Genomic DNA, 18,290 nt, shown 5'->3' with positions numbered 1-18,290 from the left:
TTTATTAGAAAAAATTACTTTACGGCAAGAGAGACCCATTGTATAATACGTTAGGTAGGATTAGGAAACTACTCTATTTTCGTATGATTCTATTATTATGTTGTTTACAAGTTTCTGTGATTTGCTCACAGACATCATTTATATTAACTTGCTCATGACTCTGGAAAGGGGGTGCGACAATAGAATGAGAAACACGAGCAACCCTATTAAAGAAAATTCCCATGTTATGAACGCCCAAGGAGGAGAAAAAAAGGTTATGAAGAAAATTTTATCCGTCGCTTTGTCTACAGCAATGGCATTCTCGATGTTTGCATCTGTAGCATTTGGTGATACAGCTACTTCACCACAACAACAATTTGATGCTTTGAAAGCTAAAGGTATCTTCAACGGTTACCCAGATGGCACTGCTGGTCTGGACAAAGAAATGACTCGTGCTGAGTTCGCTAAAGTTATCACTAAACTGCTCGGCCTGAAAGAAATCACTGGTGTATATTCCTACACTGACAAAAACTACAATGCTAAAAACTGGGCTGCTCCTTTCATCGAAGCAGTAACAGCTGCAGGCATCATGGAAGGTAAAAACACTGAGAAAAAAATCTTCGATTTCAACGGTAAAGTAACAATCGAAGAGATGGCTACCATCTTGACTCGTGCACTTGACCTGGAAGTTCCAACAGAAACTAACAACACTGCTTCCACATGGGCTAAAGGTTACGTTCAAGCGGCAATCAATGCAGGATTGCTTGATTCCGGTCTGAACTTCCAAAGCAATGCTTCCCGTGAATTGCTCGTTGGTGCTGCTTATGCAGTTGATCAAGAGCAAAGCTTGAAAGTTTCTTCTTATGAAGTAACTGAAGCTGGTAAAGTTGTTACTTTCAAAATGAGCGACGGTGAATCCGTTAAAGTGACTTTGGATAAAGCTCTTGAAGCTAACAAAGAAACTGAAGTGAAATTCACTTACAAAGAAAAAGAATTCACTGAAAAAGTTACTTACAAAACTACTGTAGCTCAAAAAGTAGCATCTGTAGTTTCCAGTAATTTGGTGCAAGTTGAAGTTAAATTCGACGGTACAGTTGATGCTGCTACTGCTGAAGAAGAAAGCAACTACGAAATCGACAACGGAGACGTTCAAGTCGATAAAGCTACTTTGTCTGCAGACAAAACAACTGTAACATTGTTGCTCGAAGAAAACGATTCTTTGGATAACAAAGTAGAAAGCAAATTGGTTGTTAGCAACGTAACTAATGCAGACGGCACTGTAACTTTCAACAGCACAGTTAACTTTACACCTTCTGACGTTACTGCACCAACGGTTGCAGAAGTTGTTGGATTGGGTACTAAAGCTGTGAAAATCAAATTCAGCGAGCCAATTCAACGCGGAGAGGCTGTAACAGCTAGCAACTACGAGATCGATGGAGCTCCAATTGCTGCTTCTATCCAGTACTCATACCCTGATACTGTTATCCTGACTACTAACCTGACTGTTGGTAAACACGCGATCTCCGTATCTGATGTAAAAGATTTCTCTGGTCAAGTAATTGCACCAATTGATAACAGCTTTGAAGTTACAGAAGATACAGCTGCCCCTGAAATTGTTTCCGTTAAATCTAACGATCTGACAGAAGTTGAGATCACGTTTAACGAAACAATCAAATCAGTAGGCGATGTATATGCTAACTCTACTGCTACATCTGCTCAAGATGTAGAAATCAACGATAATGTTGTTACAGTAACATTTGATCAAAATAGCCCGCTGAACTACACAAACAACACAATTTACATCAAAGGTGCAACTGATTACAGTGGCAACTCAGCTGATCGTTCTGTGAGCTTGACACCAACTTTGGATACTGTTCGTCCTACTATTCTTAAAGTAGAAGATTTCGACACGAACAACGCTGGGGAATTTGAAGCTGTTCTGAAATTCAGCGAAAAATTGGACCAAACTTCAGCTGAAAATGCTGAAAACTATGTTTTGAAGGACTCTGATGGTGATGTAGTTGATGGTGCATACACTGACAGCAAAGGACATCCTGAGCTGGATATCAATTACAACCCTACTGACAAAACAGTAACAATTAATTTCGGAACAGATCTAGATGAAAATGAGAAGTACACTCTGACTGTTTCCGGTGTTAAAGATACTGCTGTAGTTGCCAACACTATGTTGCCACAAACAGTAACTCTTGATACTTCTATTGCTACAACTAGCAAAATTGAAGATTCTTGGACTGAAGATGGATACTTGTATGTAGACTTCAACACAACTCTGGCTACTTCTGGTTCAGGTAGTGCATTGGAAGCAGAAAAATACGCTGTAAAAGTTGGTAACACAACATATTCATTGAAAGATGACTCTAAAGTGCGTATGATCAGCTCTGATGTGGTTCGTTTGACTGTAAAAGACTTCGAAAACCTTACTACAACTGACTTGGTTGGTGCAGAGGTTCAAGTGAGCTACGTGAAGGATAGTGCCGGTAATTACCTTACTCAAGGTTCCAGCTATACCCTTACTGATGTAATTGGTCAAAACACACTTGAAGCAACTGGCGGCGAAGTGAAATCTACAACTGAAGTTACTGTAGACTTCAACAAAGCAGTTAGCAGTGTTACAAGAAGTGACTTCAGTGTAAATGGTAACACACCTACTAGCTACAGCTTGAGCTCTGACAAGAAAACATTGACTCTGAAATTTACTGGAAACAATGAACTGAACAAAGTAGGACCATATGCTTTGGATATTGTTGCTAATCCAACAACTACTGATGCATACGGCAAAAAACTTACATCAGGAACAGTAACTCTTAAAGATAAGATTGCTCCAACTGTAAATTCGAACTTCAAAGTGGTGGAATCCGTAACAGGATCGACTTATGAGATCACATTTACTGCTTCTGAAAATATCAACATTCCGGCTAATACTTTCACTCCTGCTTACATTAACGACTTGTTCACTGTTAAAGTGAACGGTGTAGAAGTTGCTGTAAATAGTGTTGATGCAACTGGCACAGAACTCACACTTAAATTCAACCGTCCTGAAGGATTTATTAATTCCGATCTGATCAGCGTTTCATTCGACAGCAAAGCGAACGTAATTGTTGATGGATCTGCCGGTAACAAATTGGCAAGCTTCAGTGCTTCCAGAAGATACGAGCAAGCTAAATAAGTATTACTTCCTTAGAGAAACGAGCCCTTTATGGGGCTCGTTTTTTTTGTGAAGTATAATAGTGAAATCATTTTCACTAAAATAGTAATGTCTTTGAAACTTCCTCTTCCTGTAATTCGTCTATAATAGAGTTGGATATTATGGAATGAATTTCTTGATTGGAGGTTTATTGTGAATAGAAGAGTGAAACAGATTTTGATTATTAGTACCATGTTGGGCTTGACGCAAACTGTATGTATGTACGAGGGGGATTATGTCCAAGCTGCCTCATCCTCTGAAGCAACAAAGCTTATTAAGCTGACTACAGTCAAAAGTTTGAATAATGTTCCGAGTGTAAAGTTATCTAATAAAAGTAGCGTGAAATTAACGGATTTGAATGTACTTACTCAGGATGAAAGCAAGCTAATTACGTATACGTTGACCTATACAAATAATGAGAAGAGAAGCTTACAATTAGTTGATTATTGGACTAAGGTTCGAAGTAAGGGAGGGACAGTGTATTCCTCCAAGTTGTTGACACAGGATGCTGAGAAAAAAAGTGTCGCAGCTGGTTCAACACTTTCGGTTACTTACGTTACAACAGTCGGTAAAAATGTGCAGTTGAGTAATCTGAATTTCCAAATCATCAAATGGGACTTTAACAAAGCTAATTATGAAAGTATATTGGGTAAATTTAACGTTCCTGCATCGTATACATTGGCTACTCCAGCAAACACAGTGAAGAAAGTTCGTGTTAACGACATTCCTATTAAAATAAAAGTGCAAAATGTTCAGCTCTTCCCGTCATCCGAGACAAAGAATTATGCGAGTATAAACATTAACATGCACAATGTGGGTTATAAGGAGCTAAATAATCCTGGTGTGAAGTGGATACTGCGAACTGCTGGCGGAAGCAGCTATCCTCTCAACTTGAATGCTAACGATTCTGCGTATAGCCTTGATCCTCAGGAAACTAAAACATTTAGTTATATAACAACTATTCCTCAAAAGGTTAAACTGGAAGGTGCAGAAGTAATCATGGTACAGGAGAATGAGGCGGAGAAATCGGTTATTCCATTGGCTACGTTTCAAATCCCGCGTTCAACCTCAATTAAAGGTACCGAAACAGCCCCTGGAAAGGAGCTTACTATACCACTAGAGAAGAATAGTGGTAGTGTTATTGCACGTGTTGAAGATGTAACTGTGAGCCAAACCCATGGCAGCAATTATTATACTGTCAGTTTCAAGCTCAGAAATAAAGGGTCCAAGGAAGTATCGGTTCCTCAATATAATTTTTCGGTACAAAATGAAAAGGGAAATGATTATCCTCTTGTCACGAAGGCATTAGATAATTTGAAACTGAAACCGGATGAAGAACGATTGATACGTCTTACATTTAATCTGCCTTACGATGAGGCTGAGGGTAAGATTAAATTAATCATGAATACTCCTAAATTAGAAGAGGAAAATCCGGAAAATAAAGAAATTAAATTTGTTTATCCAGTAGGTATTTTCGTTTTACCTGAAGCGAAATCGATGCAACAATCTGTAGGTACAGAAAATATCCTTGAATTAGAAAATGGTAAATTGGGTGTGACTTGGAGTTCCCTTCAACGACTGCCTTGGGATAATGCAGATGTTCTGTCTGCGAAGGTAACCTTGCGTAATATCTCAACGAATACAATCAAACTTCCTGAATTGAAGGGGATGTTATCTATTGATTCGGCTGATATACCTGATACCCAATTGATGATTAGTCAGAATTCCGCTTTGCTTGGGCCGGGTATGTCTATTGATATACACTTACTGACATCTGTTCCATCAAATCTTGACGTGGTTCAACTGCAAGTTGCATTATCTGAGATGATAGGGGAAAATTCTTCAGAATTAATACGGTTAACTCACATTGGTGAGCTTCCAGAAGTTCCACATATCGAGTTGGATTCCAGTTATGCGTTGAATACTCCAGGGAAAAAAATCGAGATGAAAGTGGATAGAACTTTGATTTACCCAGGTGCTTCTTCCGATCTTGTATACACAGAAATCCTAGTGAAGAATGTTGAGGACCGGCAGGCTGTTTTAGCTAATCTCACAGGTTATTACGAATCCAGAAACGGAGATTATTATAAGACCACAGTGAAACAGATTGATTATCCGGCTGGCCCGGGTGATGTTGCATTGGTTACCATGTGGGCTAAAATTCCGAAGAAAACCGTTGTATCTGATATGAGTCTCTTAATCGGGGAAACTGTGACAGGAGAATCAGCAGGGCAAGAAGCAACAGCGGGATCAGGATATTTGAACGCAGCCTCGTTTGAATTGAAACCTAATCAGGAACCTGCTCTCACATCTATGAAGAATATCACCATAAACCCTTATGCGATCCAGACTCGAGAATTCAAAGCTTCTCTTAGCGGAGGATCGTCAGTCAACATATCTTGGAACTATGACGTTTCTCGTAATAGTGAGATACATCTCCCAGAAAATGAACATAAACTCATCATGCAGCTAATAGAACCTACTGGAAAAGTATTCGATAAAGAGATTGTATTAGACAAAGACCTCAAAGAAGGCAACAATCAGACAATGAATTGGACTCTTGATGACGTTGTTTTTGATGAGATGATCAGTGGATCATACACCATTGCTATATATGATGAGTTTCAGGGACAACGTATCAAGTTGGCAACAGAAACGATGGGCTTTGTACCTGCTATCGGGAGAGGTTCTTTAAATGAATGAGATCCTTGAGGAAATGTGATAGAATCTTTTTGATAGACAAAAGAGTATAATGGAATATATATCATATTGAATTGGAAGGATGGAATGGATGAAACCCTATATGAAAGTATCTTTAGCCGCGCTGGCAATCGGTGTTGGCGTGTGGGTTGGGTCCGTATACAGCAACACCGCGATAGGTGCGGGAACAAGCCAGCCGGGTACAGCGGATGATCCAGTCGTGACGAAAAGTTATGTAGATCAGCAAATTCAAAAGGCTCTTAACGGAAGCTCCAATGCGAATTCAGGAAATTCCGCAGGCACCAATAGTGGTTCTACCGGAACGGACAGTAGCACAGGAGGAGACAACACGCTCCCTCCGGTGGTATCCGGCGCATCTGATGCGGTAGAGATTGTAACCGTGAAGCCGGGTCAACAGCTGATTGGTGCATCTGGTGCGGAGTTCATCGTACGCAGCGGTAAGGCTGTGATCGTCAGTGAAGGTACGAACGGTGTAGCTGATCTGACGGACGGGGTTGACCTGACGAATGGACAGGCAGCGCCGACCAATCACCTGCTCTCTTTTCCAAGGGATGGACGGGGTATAATGGTATTGGATGGTAACAAGTACAGTCTGACGGTCATGGTTCGCGGCGGATATTCTTTAAAATAGGTTGAGCATTTATTCGCATTTTTATTCATTTTATATGTGTAGATTAACCAGTTCTAACAAACATTTATACGGCTAACCATCGGGGTTCCTGCTCACTCTATAATTGTACAAAACCAATTAAACGGAGGTGCAGGAATCATGGCTAGAAGTAACCGCAGAGTGGTACCGGAAAGTCGTCAGATGCTGGATCAGATGAAATATGAGATTGCTGCCGAATTTGGTCTGAACGTTGGGTATGGACAGAATGCTCTTGCTGGTGCAGATACTGAGTTTGGCTCTGAGTTAGGAGCTGTGAGTGATCATTCCTATGGTCAGTACAAAGGCTGGGGTCATCTGACTTCCCGTGAGAATGGATCGGTCGGTGGCGAGATTACGAAAAGGCTAATTCGTCAGGCAGAAAAGCAGTTATTATAAGGTTTTTCCTTATCCCACACGGTTTGACATGGGTTGACAAATACGATAAGATGGCAGTTGAGGTATGCAACCTTTTCCAGGGGGAAAAGGTTGATTTTTTGTTAAGGCAATTACCTGAGAAATCCTTATCTTCGTAACTGCGGACCCTGCGTCCTTATTCCGCCCGGAAAGCTTTCGAGGGTACAGTGAACGAATCACCGTAAATGTTTTGTTCGGGCAATCGCCATACTACTAGTTATGGGAGGTTGAAACTTCATGTCTGTTAAAGGCCGACATCTATTCACATCGGAGTCTGTAACCGAAGGACATCCGGATAAGATTTGCGACCAGATCTCGGACGCCGTATTGGACGCGTTTCTGGCGAATGATCCAAACGCTCGCGTAGCGTGCGAAGTTTCCGTGGCTACAGGCCTTGTGCTTGTCATCGGTGAAATCAGTTCAGCTTCTGAATACGTAGACATTCCGGCCATTGTACGTAATACGGTTAAGGAAATCGGGTACACACGTGCCAAGTACGGTTTTGATTATAACACTTGTGCAGTTCTGACATCTCTGAACGAGCAGTCCGCTGATATCGCACAAGGCGTTAACGCAGCTCTTGAGAACCGTGATCCGGCTCAAGTCGCTCGCGAAACAGAAAATATTGGTGCGGGAGACCAAGGTCTGATGTTCGGGTTTGCAACAAATGAAACACCAGAACTCATGCCATTGCCAATCGCATTGTCCCACCGTATTGCACGTCGCCTCGCTGAGGTGCGTAAAAACGGTACACTTGATTACCTCCGTCCGGACGGTAAAACTCAAGTAACCATCGAATACGATGGCGACAAAGTAGTTCGTGTCGATACCATTGTGGTATCCACTCAGCACGCTGAAGAGACTACACTTGAGCAGATTCAAAAAGACATTAAAGAACAAGTAATCCTGCCTGTCGTTCCGGCTGAATTGCTGGATGAGCAGACTAAATATTTCATCAACCCAACAGGACGTTTCGTTATTGGCGGACCTCAAGGAGATGCAGGCCTGACAGGACGTAAAATCATCGTAGATACCTACGGCGGTTATGCACGTCATGGCGGTGGTGCTTTCTCGGGTAAGGATCCGACAAAAGTAGACCGTTCCGCAGCTTATGCGGCTCGTTACGTAGCGAAAAACCTCGTTGCTGCAGGTCTTGCAGACAAAGTGGAAATCCAGCTCGCTTATGCGATTGGTGTAGCCAACCCGGTATCGATCAACGTGGATACATACGGAACTGGCAAAGTCAGCGAAGAGAAGCTGGTTGAGTTGGTACGTAACAACTTCGATCTGCGCCCAGCTGGCATCATCCGTATGCTGGATCTGCGTCGCCCAATTTACAAACAAACCGCTGCTTACGGTCACTTCGGCCGTACAGATCTGGATGTACCTTGGGAGCAAGTGGATAAAGCAGATGCTTTGAAAGCTCAAGCGGGTCTGTAATTGAATTAAAATAGACCCTCGATTCTTTGCGAATCGGGGGTTTTTGTTTATAAGTTTTTAACTTAACTCACTTACAATTCATTTATAGGAGTTCTGAATAATCGGATATGTATACCAGGAAGTTGATGAAGAGGTTTAATTTACTTATTAATCCTACTAAAGTTATTATGAATATACGGTTAATTCTAAAAAAAACAGCCTGTTTAGCCGACATACATAAAGAGGTCTACCTGTCAGACTATTAGGAATTAGAGGTGGAAGGGGACATAGTTTTGAAGAAGATACACAAACGATTGAAGAATAGTATAGTATGGATCATGGTTTTGGTGCTTGTTTTTGTAGCTTGGCCGTTAGGATCTTCATCCCGCGTAGAAGCTGCATCAGGCCTATCTGACTTAGGAATTAGTAATACGGTGCCAGCGTCTGGTTCAGTAGATGTGGATGGTGTGCAGCCGCTGACTCTTGAATTTAGTCAGGCTGTCAAAAAAGGAACAGGCAATATTACTATCAAACGAATCTCTGACAATAAGGAAGCCATGACTCCGATTCCGGTATCGGGAAATACTGTCCAACTCGATACGAGTGCTGATCCAGATGGAGTACTGGGAACCAAAGTTACGGTGAGTAACTTGAATCTGGCAACTGGTGGGTATTACGTTCTTATTGAAAAAGGTGCGTTCCTGTACGGGGATAATACCGAATTTTCTGGGATAAATGATGCAAGTTATTGGACATTTTGGACAACGGGTATAGGCGCTCCTGCGCTAAATCTGCTTTCCCCGCTTCACGGAGCAACTGGAGTTCAGCCATCAGCGAACCTTAAAATAACATTCAGCAAGGATGTTTACCCAGCCAGTGGATCAATCAGTATCTACAATAATAGTGATGATGTATTGGTTGAAACCATCCCGGTTACTTCGTCTCAGATAACAGGTGGGGGAACACCAACCATAACTATCGATCCTGCAAACAACTTTGTTAACAATAACAGTTATTATGTAGTTGTGACCGCTGGTGCCTTTCGTGATGCACAGCAAAATGAATCTTCCACTATTGCTAAAGGCAGTTGGAGATTTTCGGTTTCTACAGATACTACAGCGCTAAAAGTGTCATCTCTTTATCCAACAGATGGAGCAACCAGTGCTCCTACAGATAGTGATTTGAAAATAACATTTAACAAAGAATTAGATCCGGCTTATATAGGGAAGATTACGTTGCACAAATCAAACGGAGCTGTTGTTGAGGTAACAACCGCAATCAATGGTTCGAATCTTCGTCAGGTCTTGATTACGCCAAGCAGTCAACTTGATGCTAACACAACATATTATGTAGATGTGGCTGCTGGTGGATTTCGGGATAAAGCAGGAAACGTATTTGCTGGATTGACAGGAACATCCTCATGGAGTTTTAAAACGTTGACCAAAGATACTACCGCTCCTGTTTTTCAAAAAGCCAAAATGCACAACAATACTACGGTTAGACTTATATATAATGAAACACTCAGTAGTTCAGTTCGCCCTTTGACTTCCAGCTTTGTAGTTACAGTTAATGGTGAAGCACGTGATGTTAGTTCGGCATATGTTTCCGGTGACAGCGTTTATGTGGTTCTCGATACAGGTGTTGCTGTAGGACAGATTGTGCGTGTTTCTTATACCCCAGGAATACGTTCAATCCAAGATAAGGCTGGGAATATTGCTGCATCGATATCTGGACGTGAAGTTGAAAATGGTCTCGATTCAGTAATGTCCAAACCTGAAGATGGAGATGTGTATGGAAACAGTCTTACGCTTTATTTTTCTGAAACTGTCTATGTAAAAAGCTCGAGTGCAGTCAATCAATTTACAGTAACGGCAGACGGAAATAATGTAGGTATCAAATCGATTTCCATTTCTAGTAGTTCTGTCGTGTCTCTAACCTTGAGCCGTAATATTAAGAATGGAGAGGTTATTAAAATCTCATATACTCCAGATGCATATCCTTTGGAGGATTCACGGAGTCAAGCTCTGGCTGGATTTAGTGACTTTTACATTCGTAATAACTTAGATGGCATCGCTCCTGTTTTCCAAAAAGCAGAAGTGAATGGTTCGAAGTTGACGATTAAATATAATGAAGCGCTAAGTACAACAAATGTTCCACTTAAAAGCCAATTCTCTGTCCTGGTAAATAATGCACCACTTTATGTGACTGCAGTGGAGATCCAGGATGATACAGTGACTCTGACATTGGCATCTGCGATTACATCGAATCAAAATGCTACGCTGTCATACGTTCCAGGTGCTCTGCGTTTGACTGACCTAAATGGAAACCCGGCAGGTTATATTAATCTGGTTCCGATTACGCAAACTTCAGGAACGGGGAATGTGAAGTCCGCAGTAATTCAAGGAGACACAGTTACAGTGACATTCACTTCGAATTTGCTGACACAAACGGGTTTGACGAATTCACAATTTGTTGTAAAAGCCAATGGAACAGCCGTTAATGTGCTTACAGCATCTTCATCAGGTATCTCGGCGGTACTAAAGCTGTCTACGTCTGTTGCTGCTGGCCAAACGGTGACGTTATCTTATGCCCCCGAGTACGTACCGCTAAGAGATAGCCAAAGTCAAGTTGTAGGCGCATTTGGGCCCATTACATTAACAAACAATGGAAGTGGCTCTACAACAGGTTCTACAACCTTACCTGCTTGGCTTAGTGTCCGAGATGCTGTATTGTTCGGTCAATCCATGTATGTACTGAGCACAGATGCAGCTACCAGTAGTTCAGTGCAGTCAAGATACGGTCGTTCAGTTCACCAGTATACTGTGGATGCGGACAAACTAACACAAGGATTCCAGTATGCTGCTAGTCTTGGTGGAGAATTAAATATGCTGACGTTTGATGTTCCAACAACAGATACGGCAGCTTATGTCGCGCTTCCATTAAAAGGACTCGAAGATAGTTATGCACGTGACCGAAATACGGTGATTGGTATTCGTCTCGCAGATCAGCTGTGGACAATTCCATTATCCAAACTTAATTTCACTTCAATAGCCAATAGTGTAAGCAGTACAACATCTGAAGCCAAATTAGTTGTACAGATCGAGCCTGTGCCTTCTACGGTTTCGGGTGCAATGGATGGATTGCTGATTGGAGCGAATGCTCAAAAATTGTCTGCTCTGACAGATGTATATATTGCCGCTTCCAGTCCTATTAAGTCGTCTGTGGAACAACAAGTAGACAGTGAACTTTGGATGCGTCTTTCGGGTACAGCTACAAGTGGGACAACAGGATTTGTCCAATTCGATAAGACGATCGCCCGGTTATCCAATGTTCCCCACACGCCAGTTCAGTTAAACGGAGCATTGGTATTAAGAGGCAAGCTTACAGGTAATCAGACGGTTGTCGCTGCGCAGCATATTGTGCGTTTCTCGGATACGACTTCTCACTGGGCAGGCACTGTTCTTGAAGAACTTGCAGCAAAATGGATCATTGATGGCCAGACTGGCACAAATTATCAGCCGGATATGAATATCACTCGTGCAGAGTTTGCAGTCATGGTGGCCAAAGGGTTAGGGCTTACAGGAAGCCAGGAAACAGCCCAGCGCTTCGGTGATGTCGCATATGGAACAACAACCAGTGCCTACATCGGTGCGGCTGCCAAAGCGGGAATTATTACGGGGAATACAGATGGTACATTTAAACCCAATAATCTGATTACCCGCGAACAGATGGCTATTATGATGGTACGTGCATTGGACTATGGCGGAAAACCTGTAACACTCAAATCGTCCGCCGCCGCGACATTAACCAAATTCAAGGATAACAAAAAGGTTCAATCCAAAGAAGAGGTTGCCAAAGCTGTCCAGGAAGGTATTATTCAAGGCATGACATCGACAACCTTCCAGCCAACAGGTAATGCAACTCGTGCCCAGGCTGCAGTCATGTTGAAGCGTGTGTTGATTAAAATTGGTTATTTATAAAAGAAAAATATAATGGAATTTGATCTTCTCTCTAAAACAGTTACAGGATAACAGCTATTTAAACTCTAGCAATAGTGAATCTGGAAGATCATTTGTTAAATGAACTTCGGGTGTACAGATAATATGTACATTCGAAGTTTTTTTGCTTTTAACAAGACTTGTAAGCCTGAAATAACCTCAATGTTGGCTGTGGGCGTAACTTTTTCCACGAAAAGCAGTCTATTAATAGTAGAGTATACTAGGGATCTGGCTGTTCCCTGCCTTCTGGCAGGACACATGATGTCTAAGATTGATATACAAGATGGGAGAGACGTTTCAAACATGCTGGGGAAACATGGGAAACAGCTGGAAGACGTTAAGGGCAGCAAGGCGAAGAAATGGGCAATTGTGACGCTGGCAGGTGTGATCTGGATTGCACCGGTCTTGGGAGCAGGGCAGCAGGTCTGGTCGGGAACGACGTGGCAGTCGGTAGCCGCTGCAGCATCTACAAGTACAAGCAAGTTAAGTGAGGAAATTCTGACTTCCGGCGCGAAGCTCATGAAATACAAATATACAACCACAAGATCTGGCTCAAAGGTGAATGTACTGGCAGACGTGATCCAAGTGGATTTGCAAAACCCTTATGTGAAACTCGATGTAATGACAGGTAAGGGCGGTAATCTGAACAGCAAACAAAGCACAGGCGGCATGGCCAAAGAGAATGAGGCTGTCGCTGCCGTGAATGGCGATTATTTTAACGTATCCGGGGAACTTGCCCCAATCGGTGGACAGGTCTCTGACGGGGTTCTGATATCCACACCTTCGGAACTGAAGGGTATGTATGCTCTGACAGTGACCAAGGATGGAAAACCGATGATCGACGAATACTCTTTTGACGGTACGGTGAAGGCCGATGATGGCTCAACGTTTGCTTTGCGTGGAATTAATAAGGAAGACTATACGGTAGAATCGGGCTCGGTCAAATACAGTCACGCCAATTCGATGTATATTTATACACCAGCCTGGACATCGACCAAGCGTCCGAATGATCCTTCTACAACACCAACAGAGGTGCTGGTACAGAACGGCGTAATTACGCAAATTTCCGACAAAAAAGCGTTAAACATGACGGTACCGGAAGATGGGTACATTTTACGGGCTCATGGAACAGCGGCTGCTTGGATTATGACTCACCTCTCCGTAGGACAGACGCTTAGCGCGGATTACAAGCTCGTAGCCAAAACAACGGGACAATCGATTGATCCAAGCAATCTGGATATGATGATTGGTGGTCATACGATCCTTGTTAATGGAGGCAAAGCAGCTACCTTTTCCCGTGATATCGCATCTTCCGGTATAGGCGGCATTCGTGCGAGAACTGCAGTAGGCTATTCTCAGGATGGTCGGTATGTCTACATTATTGCGGCAGAGAAAAACAGTAACAGCAGCGGCATGTCGCTCACGGAGTTACAATCCTTCATGACCAGCATCGGGGTATGGAAAGGCATGAACCTGGATGGCGGCGGCTCTACGACCATGGTGACACGTCCGTTGGGCGAGGAAACCGCAGGTCTTACCTTCAATACAGAGTATGGTACGGAGCAGCGTCAGGTCGTAAACACGCTGGGCGTATTCTCTACGGCTCCAGAAGGCAAGCTGAAGGGCTTTGCAGTAAGTGGCAGCCAAACGCTGCTGGTAGGACAGGAAGGCAAGTATACAGCCAAAGGCTATGACACCTATTACAACCCAATTGCAACAGGTGATATCAAAATGACATGGAAATCAAGCAACAATGGTATCGTGAGTGTGAGCAATGGTGTAATTAAAGGGGTTAAACCGGGAACGGCTACATTGACAGCAACAAGCAATGGTGCTTCTTCTTCTATTAAAGTATCGGTACTAGGAGGAAGTGAACTATCCTCTCTGACTGCTGGGTCTGGCCTCGGTTCACTCAAAGCGGGAACCGCCATGTCCATCCCTGTGACCGCAAAAACGAAAGACGGACAAAGTGTAACGGTTCCGGCAGATTCGCTGACGTGGGAGTTTATCGGCTTCAAAGGTAAAGTTGCAGGCGATCAATTGACTGTGTCTTCTGTAACTCCAGGTGCACAAGTTGGATATGCGATCGGCCGTTATGACGGCTACAGCACCGTTGTCGTTCTCACAGCTTCGGACAGCGAAACCACATGGGAAAACTTCGAGAATGTGAGTTATCCGATCAACTTCACGACGAACGCGACTGGCGTGACTGGTTCAGCTTCCGTAACAGCGGGTACAGGTGAAAAGGCTGGCTCCAAAGTGCTGCAGCTGAGCTATGACATGACGGCTGGCACAGGCAAAATGTATGCTTATGCCCAATTGAATGGTACAACGGGTAGAGATGTATCTTCTGCTGCGACATCGATGTCAATGGACGTCATGGGTGATAAGAGCTTGAACTGGCTTCGCGCAGAGTTTACCGATGCCAATGGCAAAACCGTTTATGCCGATCTTGCCAAAGCCATTGACTGGAGCGGTTGGAAAAAAGTAAATGTGGACCTAAGCGGTCTGAACATTGCTTATCCGGCCAAGCTGAAACGGGTCTATGTGGTCAATGTGGAAGAAGGACAGGATGAACGGGCGATGACAGGTACCGTTGCATTTGATAATATTGCCTTCACGATGCCATCGAAATCCAGTGAAGTCGGACTGCCTACAGGAACAGCTTCCCTGGTACTTGGGCAAAAATCGATGACCGTGAACGGAACAAAAACGGCGATTGATGCAGCACCAGTGCTGAAAAATGGTACGACGTACGTCCCAATCAAACATGTGCTGGATGCCTTTGGCGGCCAGGCAAGCTGGGATAGCAAAAATCAGCGCATTACCGTCATTCGCGGCGGAAAACTGATCGACCTGGTCGTAGGCCAGAAAGAATTCATATTGAATGGAAAAAGACAAAGCGCAACAGTAGCACCATATGTATCCGGAGGTAGGACTTTAGTCCCTCTTCGACTCGTTTCCGAGCAACTTGGATTGACTGTAAAATGGGAACAGAAAACGAAGACCGTTACCATCTCATCGTGATATGGTATGATATATACCGGAAACGATAGAAATGGAGTCGAACTAACGTGGATTTACAAGCCGATGCCATAGACCGCGTCATTAAAAACGCCATACAAGTCATGGAAAACAGCAAATATCAAATGTTCGAAATCATGGACTCGACCCGTGAGGAGCTAAAAACTCTGAACGAGGAGTTGAAGTCGGTTCTGAAGGAGACGGCGGAAACGATCGAGAAAGTAGATCAATTGGAGCTGAACTACCGCCGTTCCCGGATCCGTCTGACTGAGGTTAGCCGTGACTTCGTCCGTTATTCCGAGCATGATATCAAGCAGGCGTATGAGAAAGCGACGCAGTTGCAGCTGGACCTGATGATTTATCGTGAGAAGGAAATGTATCTGAAGGCCCGTCGGGATGATCTGCAGAAGCGTGCCAAAAATGTGGAAGCTTCTGTGGAACGTGCCGAAACGATTGGTTCGCAGATGGGGGTCGTACTCGAGTACTTGTCAGGTGAACTGGGTCAGGTGACCCGAATCATCGAGTCTGCCAAGAATCGACAAATGATTGGTTTGAAAATAATTTTGGCCCAGGAAGAAGAGCGGAAGCGCATTGCACGTGAGATTCATGACGGGCCTGCGCAGATGCTCGCCAATCTAGTACTTAGGACGGAAATTGTAGAAAGAATGCTCATTAAGCAGGATTTTAAGATGGTCCAGGCCGAAATAGTAGATTTGAAAGGCCAGGTTCGTTCCAGTCTTGAAGAAATGAGAAAAGTAATATTCAATTTGCGTCCTATGGCACTGGATGACTTGGGATTGATTCCAACGCTTCGGAAGTACGTGCAGGATTTTGAGGTAAAAACAAAAATCCGCTCGATTTTTGAAACAAGAGGCAAGGAACACCGCTTGTCTTCTGCAATGGAGGCTGCGATCTACCGCCTCGTGCAGGAAGGTCTGTCCAATGCTGCAAAGCATGCTTATCCCACTCATGTTGTAGTGGAAATTACATACCAGGCTCAGCTCGTCAAAATTGTCGTTCAGGACAATGGGCTTGGCTTCAAACCGGAGCTTCTTGCGAAGAAAAGCAAGGATCATTCTCACTTCGGTCTGATTGGGATGAGAGAACGGGTTGAACTGTTAGAAGGTAGAATAGAGATCGAATCCGGAGAAAATCAAGGAACGAAAATCGTGATTCATATCCCGACAAACGTGGATAAGGGAAAGGAGTAGCAGGATGGAAAACCGTGATACTGGTAATACATCAATTAAAGTTCTTTTGGCTGATGATCATCAGCTGTTCCGTGAAGGGCTGAAACGCATTTTGAATATGGAGGACGACATTGAGGTCATCGGCGAATGCGGCGATGGGATTCAGGTGCTTGAATTCTGTAATCAGGATAAACCGGATATCGTTTTGATGGATATCAACATGCCTGTAGAGAACGGGGTTGAAGCGACGGAGAAACTGCGTGAGCTGTTCCCGGACGTCAAAGTCATTATTTTGTCCATTCATGATGATGAAAGTTATGTATTTGAAACATTGCGTAAAGGTGCCAACGGATACCTGCTGAAGGATATGGAAGCCGAGTCCCTGATCAATGCGATTCGTTCCGTTCATGAGGGGCATGCGTTCATTCACCCTAAAGTAACAGGCAAACTGATCATGCAGCTGCGCCGGATGACATATCTTAATGAAACAGGTGCGATGAGTGAGGGTGCTTCGAAAGAAGCTGGGGTTAAATTTGTCGCTGGAGACAACAACCCGCTGACTCGCCGTGAAGCAGAAGTACTTCGTCTGATGGCTGAAGGCAAGAGCAACAAAATGATTGGTGAATTCCTGTTCATCAGTGAGAAAACGGTGAAAAACCATGTCAGCAGCATTCTGCAGAAGATGGAAGTGGATGACCGTACACAAGCCGTTATTAATTCCATCAAGTATGGCTGGGTTACGCTCTAATTCGATATAAGAGATTTTAATTTTATAGAATTCGCATGACATTATAGATCTCTGTTCACTCGCGCCCGTTCCGATTGCCCGGATTGGTCTGCGGGTTAATGGACTTTATCACTGCATAGGAACAGAGTGTGAAGCTGCGAGGAACAAATGTTCAAGCTAGGTATGAATGAGTGATGAATGACCTGGCCTGTCGTTTTCTTGCCGGATGTCATCAGAAAGAAATATGGCGCTTGGAATGTGCAGGTGTAACCCTTTCAGGAGTACGGCATATACTGTCGTATACAGGGATGTTCGCCATGGGTGAGCATGACCTTCCGAGGAGGTGCAGTTGCCATGGTTGCTCATTTGACTATGATTCTGCTCATATACTTCCTGGCGGCAGTGGCCGTTCATGCCATGCACCAGCGTCATCTTTCTCGTCCGGAACCCGAGGGTTACGAGCAGATTGTGCTCATTCCTTCCAATCAGGAACAGCAGATCGAAGGCGTTGTAAGAGCACTTTGCCGGGAGCTGTTTTACCGTGGAAAGAGCTTCACATTGACAGTCGTTGCTGATCGTATGGAATCGGAAACAGTTCGTATTATTGAAAAGCTGATGCGCAAGCAGGGGATGGAGCCCTCATACCTGTCAACCGTACCACCTGATATGGAACGTTCCACGCAGGATGGATACCGTGCATTTCGCCTTATTGATCTACGTGAGGCAGAGCATTGATGGATTAAGACTGAACTGAATTGGTTTTCCATAGATCCAGATGAAGATTACAGCTCAGGCTGTAATCTTTTTTGTTCATTGTAGCCAAGTCTGCTGTTAAATTAAAAATGGGTTTTTATGCAATCTATGGTTATTGTTTGGATTCTGGGTTGTTGAGATATAGAATGAAGCGGTTTGAAACCGTAAATCTTAACTTAAAAGTATAGACGGATGGGATTGGAAAAAGTTT

The 18,290-nt window shown here is 43.6% G+C and carries 10 protein-coding genes; all 10 read left to right on the top strand.

From position 1 onward, the window contains the following. Positions 1 to 184: 184 nt before the first annotated feature. Complete coding sequence (locus AB3N00_RS20000) at positions 185 to 3,166, top strand: Ig-like domain-containing protein (RefSeq protein ID WP_413036162.1); 2,982 nt, start codon at positions 185 to 187, stop codon at positions 3,164 to 3,166. Between the two features lie 171 nt (positions 3,167 to 3,337). After that, positions 3,338 to 5,887, top strand: a complete 2,550-nt coding sequence (locus tag AB3N00_RS19995; RefSeq protein WP_413036161.1) for a DUF4352 domain-containing protein — start codon at positions 3,338 to 3,340, stop codon at positions 5,885 to 5,887. 88 nt (positions 5,888 to 5,975) lie between these two features. Continuing rightward, positions 5,976 to 6,536: a hypothetical protein gene (locus tag AB3N00_RS19990; RefSeq protein WP_413036160.1), complete on the top strand. Its 561-nt coding sequence runs from the start codon at positions 5,976 to 5,978 to the stop codon at positions 6,534 to 6,536. Between the two features lie 138 nt (positions 6,537 to 6,674). Then, complete coding sequence (locus tag AB3N00_RS19985; protein ID WP_095291345.1) at positions 6,675 to 6,950, top strand: alpha/beta-type small acid-soluble spore protein; 276 nt, start codon at positions 6,675 to 6,677, stop codon at positions 6,948 to 6,950. Between the two features lie 255 nt (positions 6,951 to 7,205). Continuing rightward, the gene (metK, locus tag AB3N00_RS19980; protein WP_175396646.1) at positions 7,206 to 8,408 is read left to right on the top strand and encodes a methionine adenosyltransferase; all 1,203 of its coding nucleotides are present in this window, start codon (positions 7,206 to 7,208) and stop codon (positions 8,406 to 8,408) included. Between the two features lie 293 nt (positions 8,409 to 8,701). After that, positions 8,702 to 12,367: an Ig-like domain-containing protein gene (locus tag AB3N00_RS19975; protein ID WP_413036159.1), complete on the top strand. Its 3,666-nt coding sequence runs from the start codon at positions 8,702 to 8,704 to the stop codon at positions 12,365 to 12,367. 321 nt (positions 12,368 to 12,688) lie between these two features. Next, positions 12,689 to 15,412 (top strand): stalk domain-containing protein, encoded by a 2,724-nt coding sequence (locus tag AB3N00_RS19970; RefSeq protein WP_413036158.1) that lies wholly within the window; start codon positions 12,689 to 12,691, stop codon positions 15,410 to 15,412. Positions 15,413 to 15,459: 47 nt separating this feature from the next. Beyond that, positions 15,460 to 16,620: a sensor histidine kinase gene (locus tag AB3N00_RS19965; protein ID WP_175396643.1), complete on the top strand. Its 1,161-nt coding sequence runs from the start codon at positions 15,460 to 15,462 to the stop codon at positions 16,618 to 16,620. Between the two features lie 4 nt (positions 16,621 to 16,624). Beyond that, positions 16,625 to 17,347: a response regulator transcription factor gene (locus tag AB3N00_RS19960; protein ID WP_175396642.1), complete on the top strand. Its 723-nt coding sequence runs from the start codon at positions 16,625 to 16,627 to the stop codon at positions 17,345 to 17,347. A gap of 333 nt (positions 17,348 to 17,680) precedes the next feature. Next, the gene (locus AB3N00_RS19955; protein WP_413036157.1) at positions 17,681 to 18,061 is read left to right on the top strand and encodes a hypothetical protein; all 381 of its coding nucleotides are present in this window, start codon (positions 17,681 to 17,683) and stop codon (positions 18,059 to 18,061) included. Positions 18,062 to 18,290 lie beyond the last annotated feature (229 nt).

Source organism: Paenibacillus xylanilyticus (assembly GCF_047246825.1).
Taxonomy (GTDB): Bacteria; Bacillota; Bacilli; order Paenibacillales; family Paenibacillaceae; genus Paenibacillus; species Paenibacillus xylanilyticus_B.
The sequence above is the reverse complement of the archived record's forward strand: the minus strand, read 5'-3'. Positions and strand labels throughout refer to the sequence as shown.

Excerpts from the sequence above, each read along its gene's own strand:
- AB3N00_RS19970 (WP_413036158.1), top strand. The coding sequence starts at position 12,689 with ATGCTGGGGAAACATGGGAAACAGCTGGAAGACGTTAAGGGCAGCAAG.
- AB3N00_RS19985 (WP_095291345.1), top strand. The coding sequence starts at position 6,675 with ATGGCTAGAAGTAACCGCAGAGTGGTACCGGAAAGTCGTCAGATGCTG.
- metK (WP_175396646.1), top strand. The coding sequence starts at position 7,206 with ATGTCTGTTAAAGGCCGACATCTATTCACATCGGAGTCTGTAACCGAA.
- AB3N00_RS19990 (WP_413036160.1), top strand. The coding sequence starts at position 5,976 with ATGAAACCCTATATGAAAGTATCTTTAGCCGCGCTGGCAATCGGTGTT.
- AB3N00_RS19955 (WP_413036157.1), top strand. The coding sequence starts at position 17,681 with ATGGTTGCTCATTTGACTATGATTCTGCTCATATACTTCCTGGCGGCA.
- AB3N00_RS19960 (WP_175396642.1), top strand. The coding sequence starts at position 16,625 with ATGGAAAACCGTGATACTGGTAATACATCAATTAAAGTTCTTTTGGCT.
- AB3N00_RS20000 (WP_413036162.1), top strand. The coding sequence starts at position 185 with ATGAGAAACACGAGCAACCCTATTAAAGAAAATTCCCATGTTATGAAC.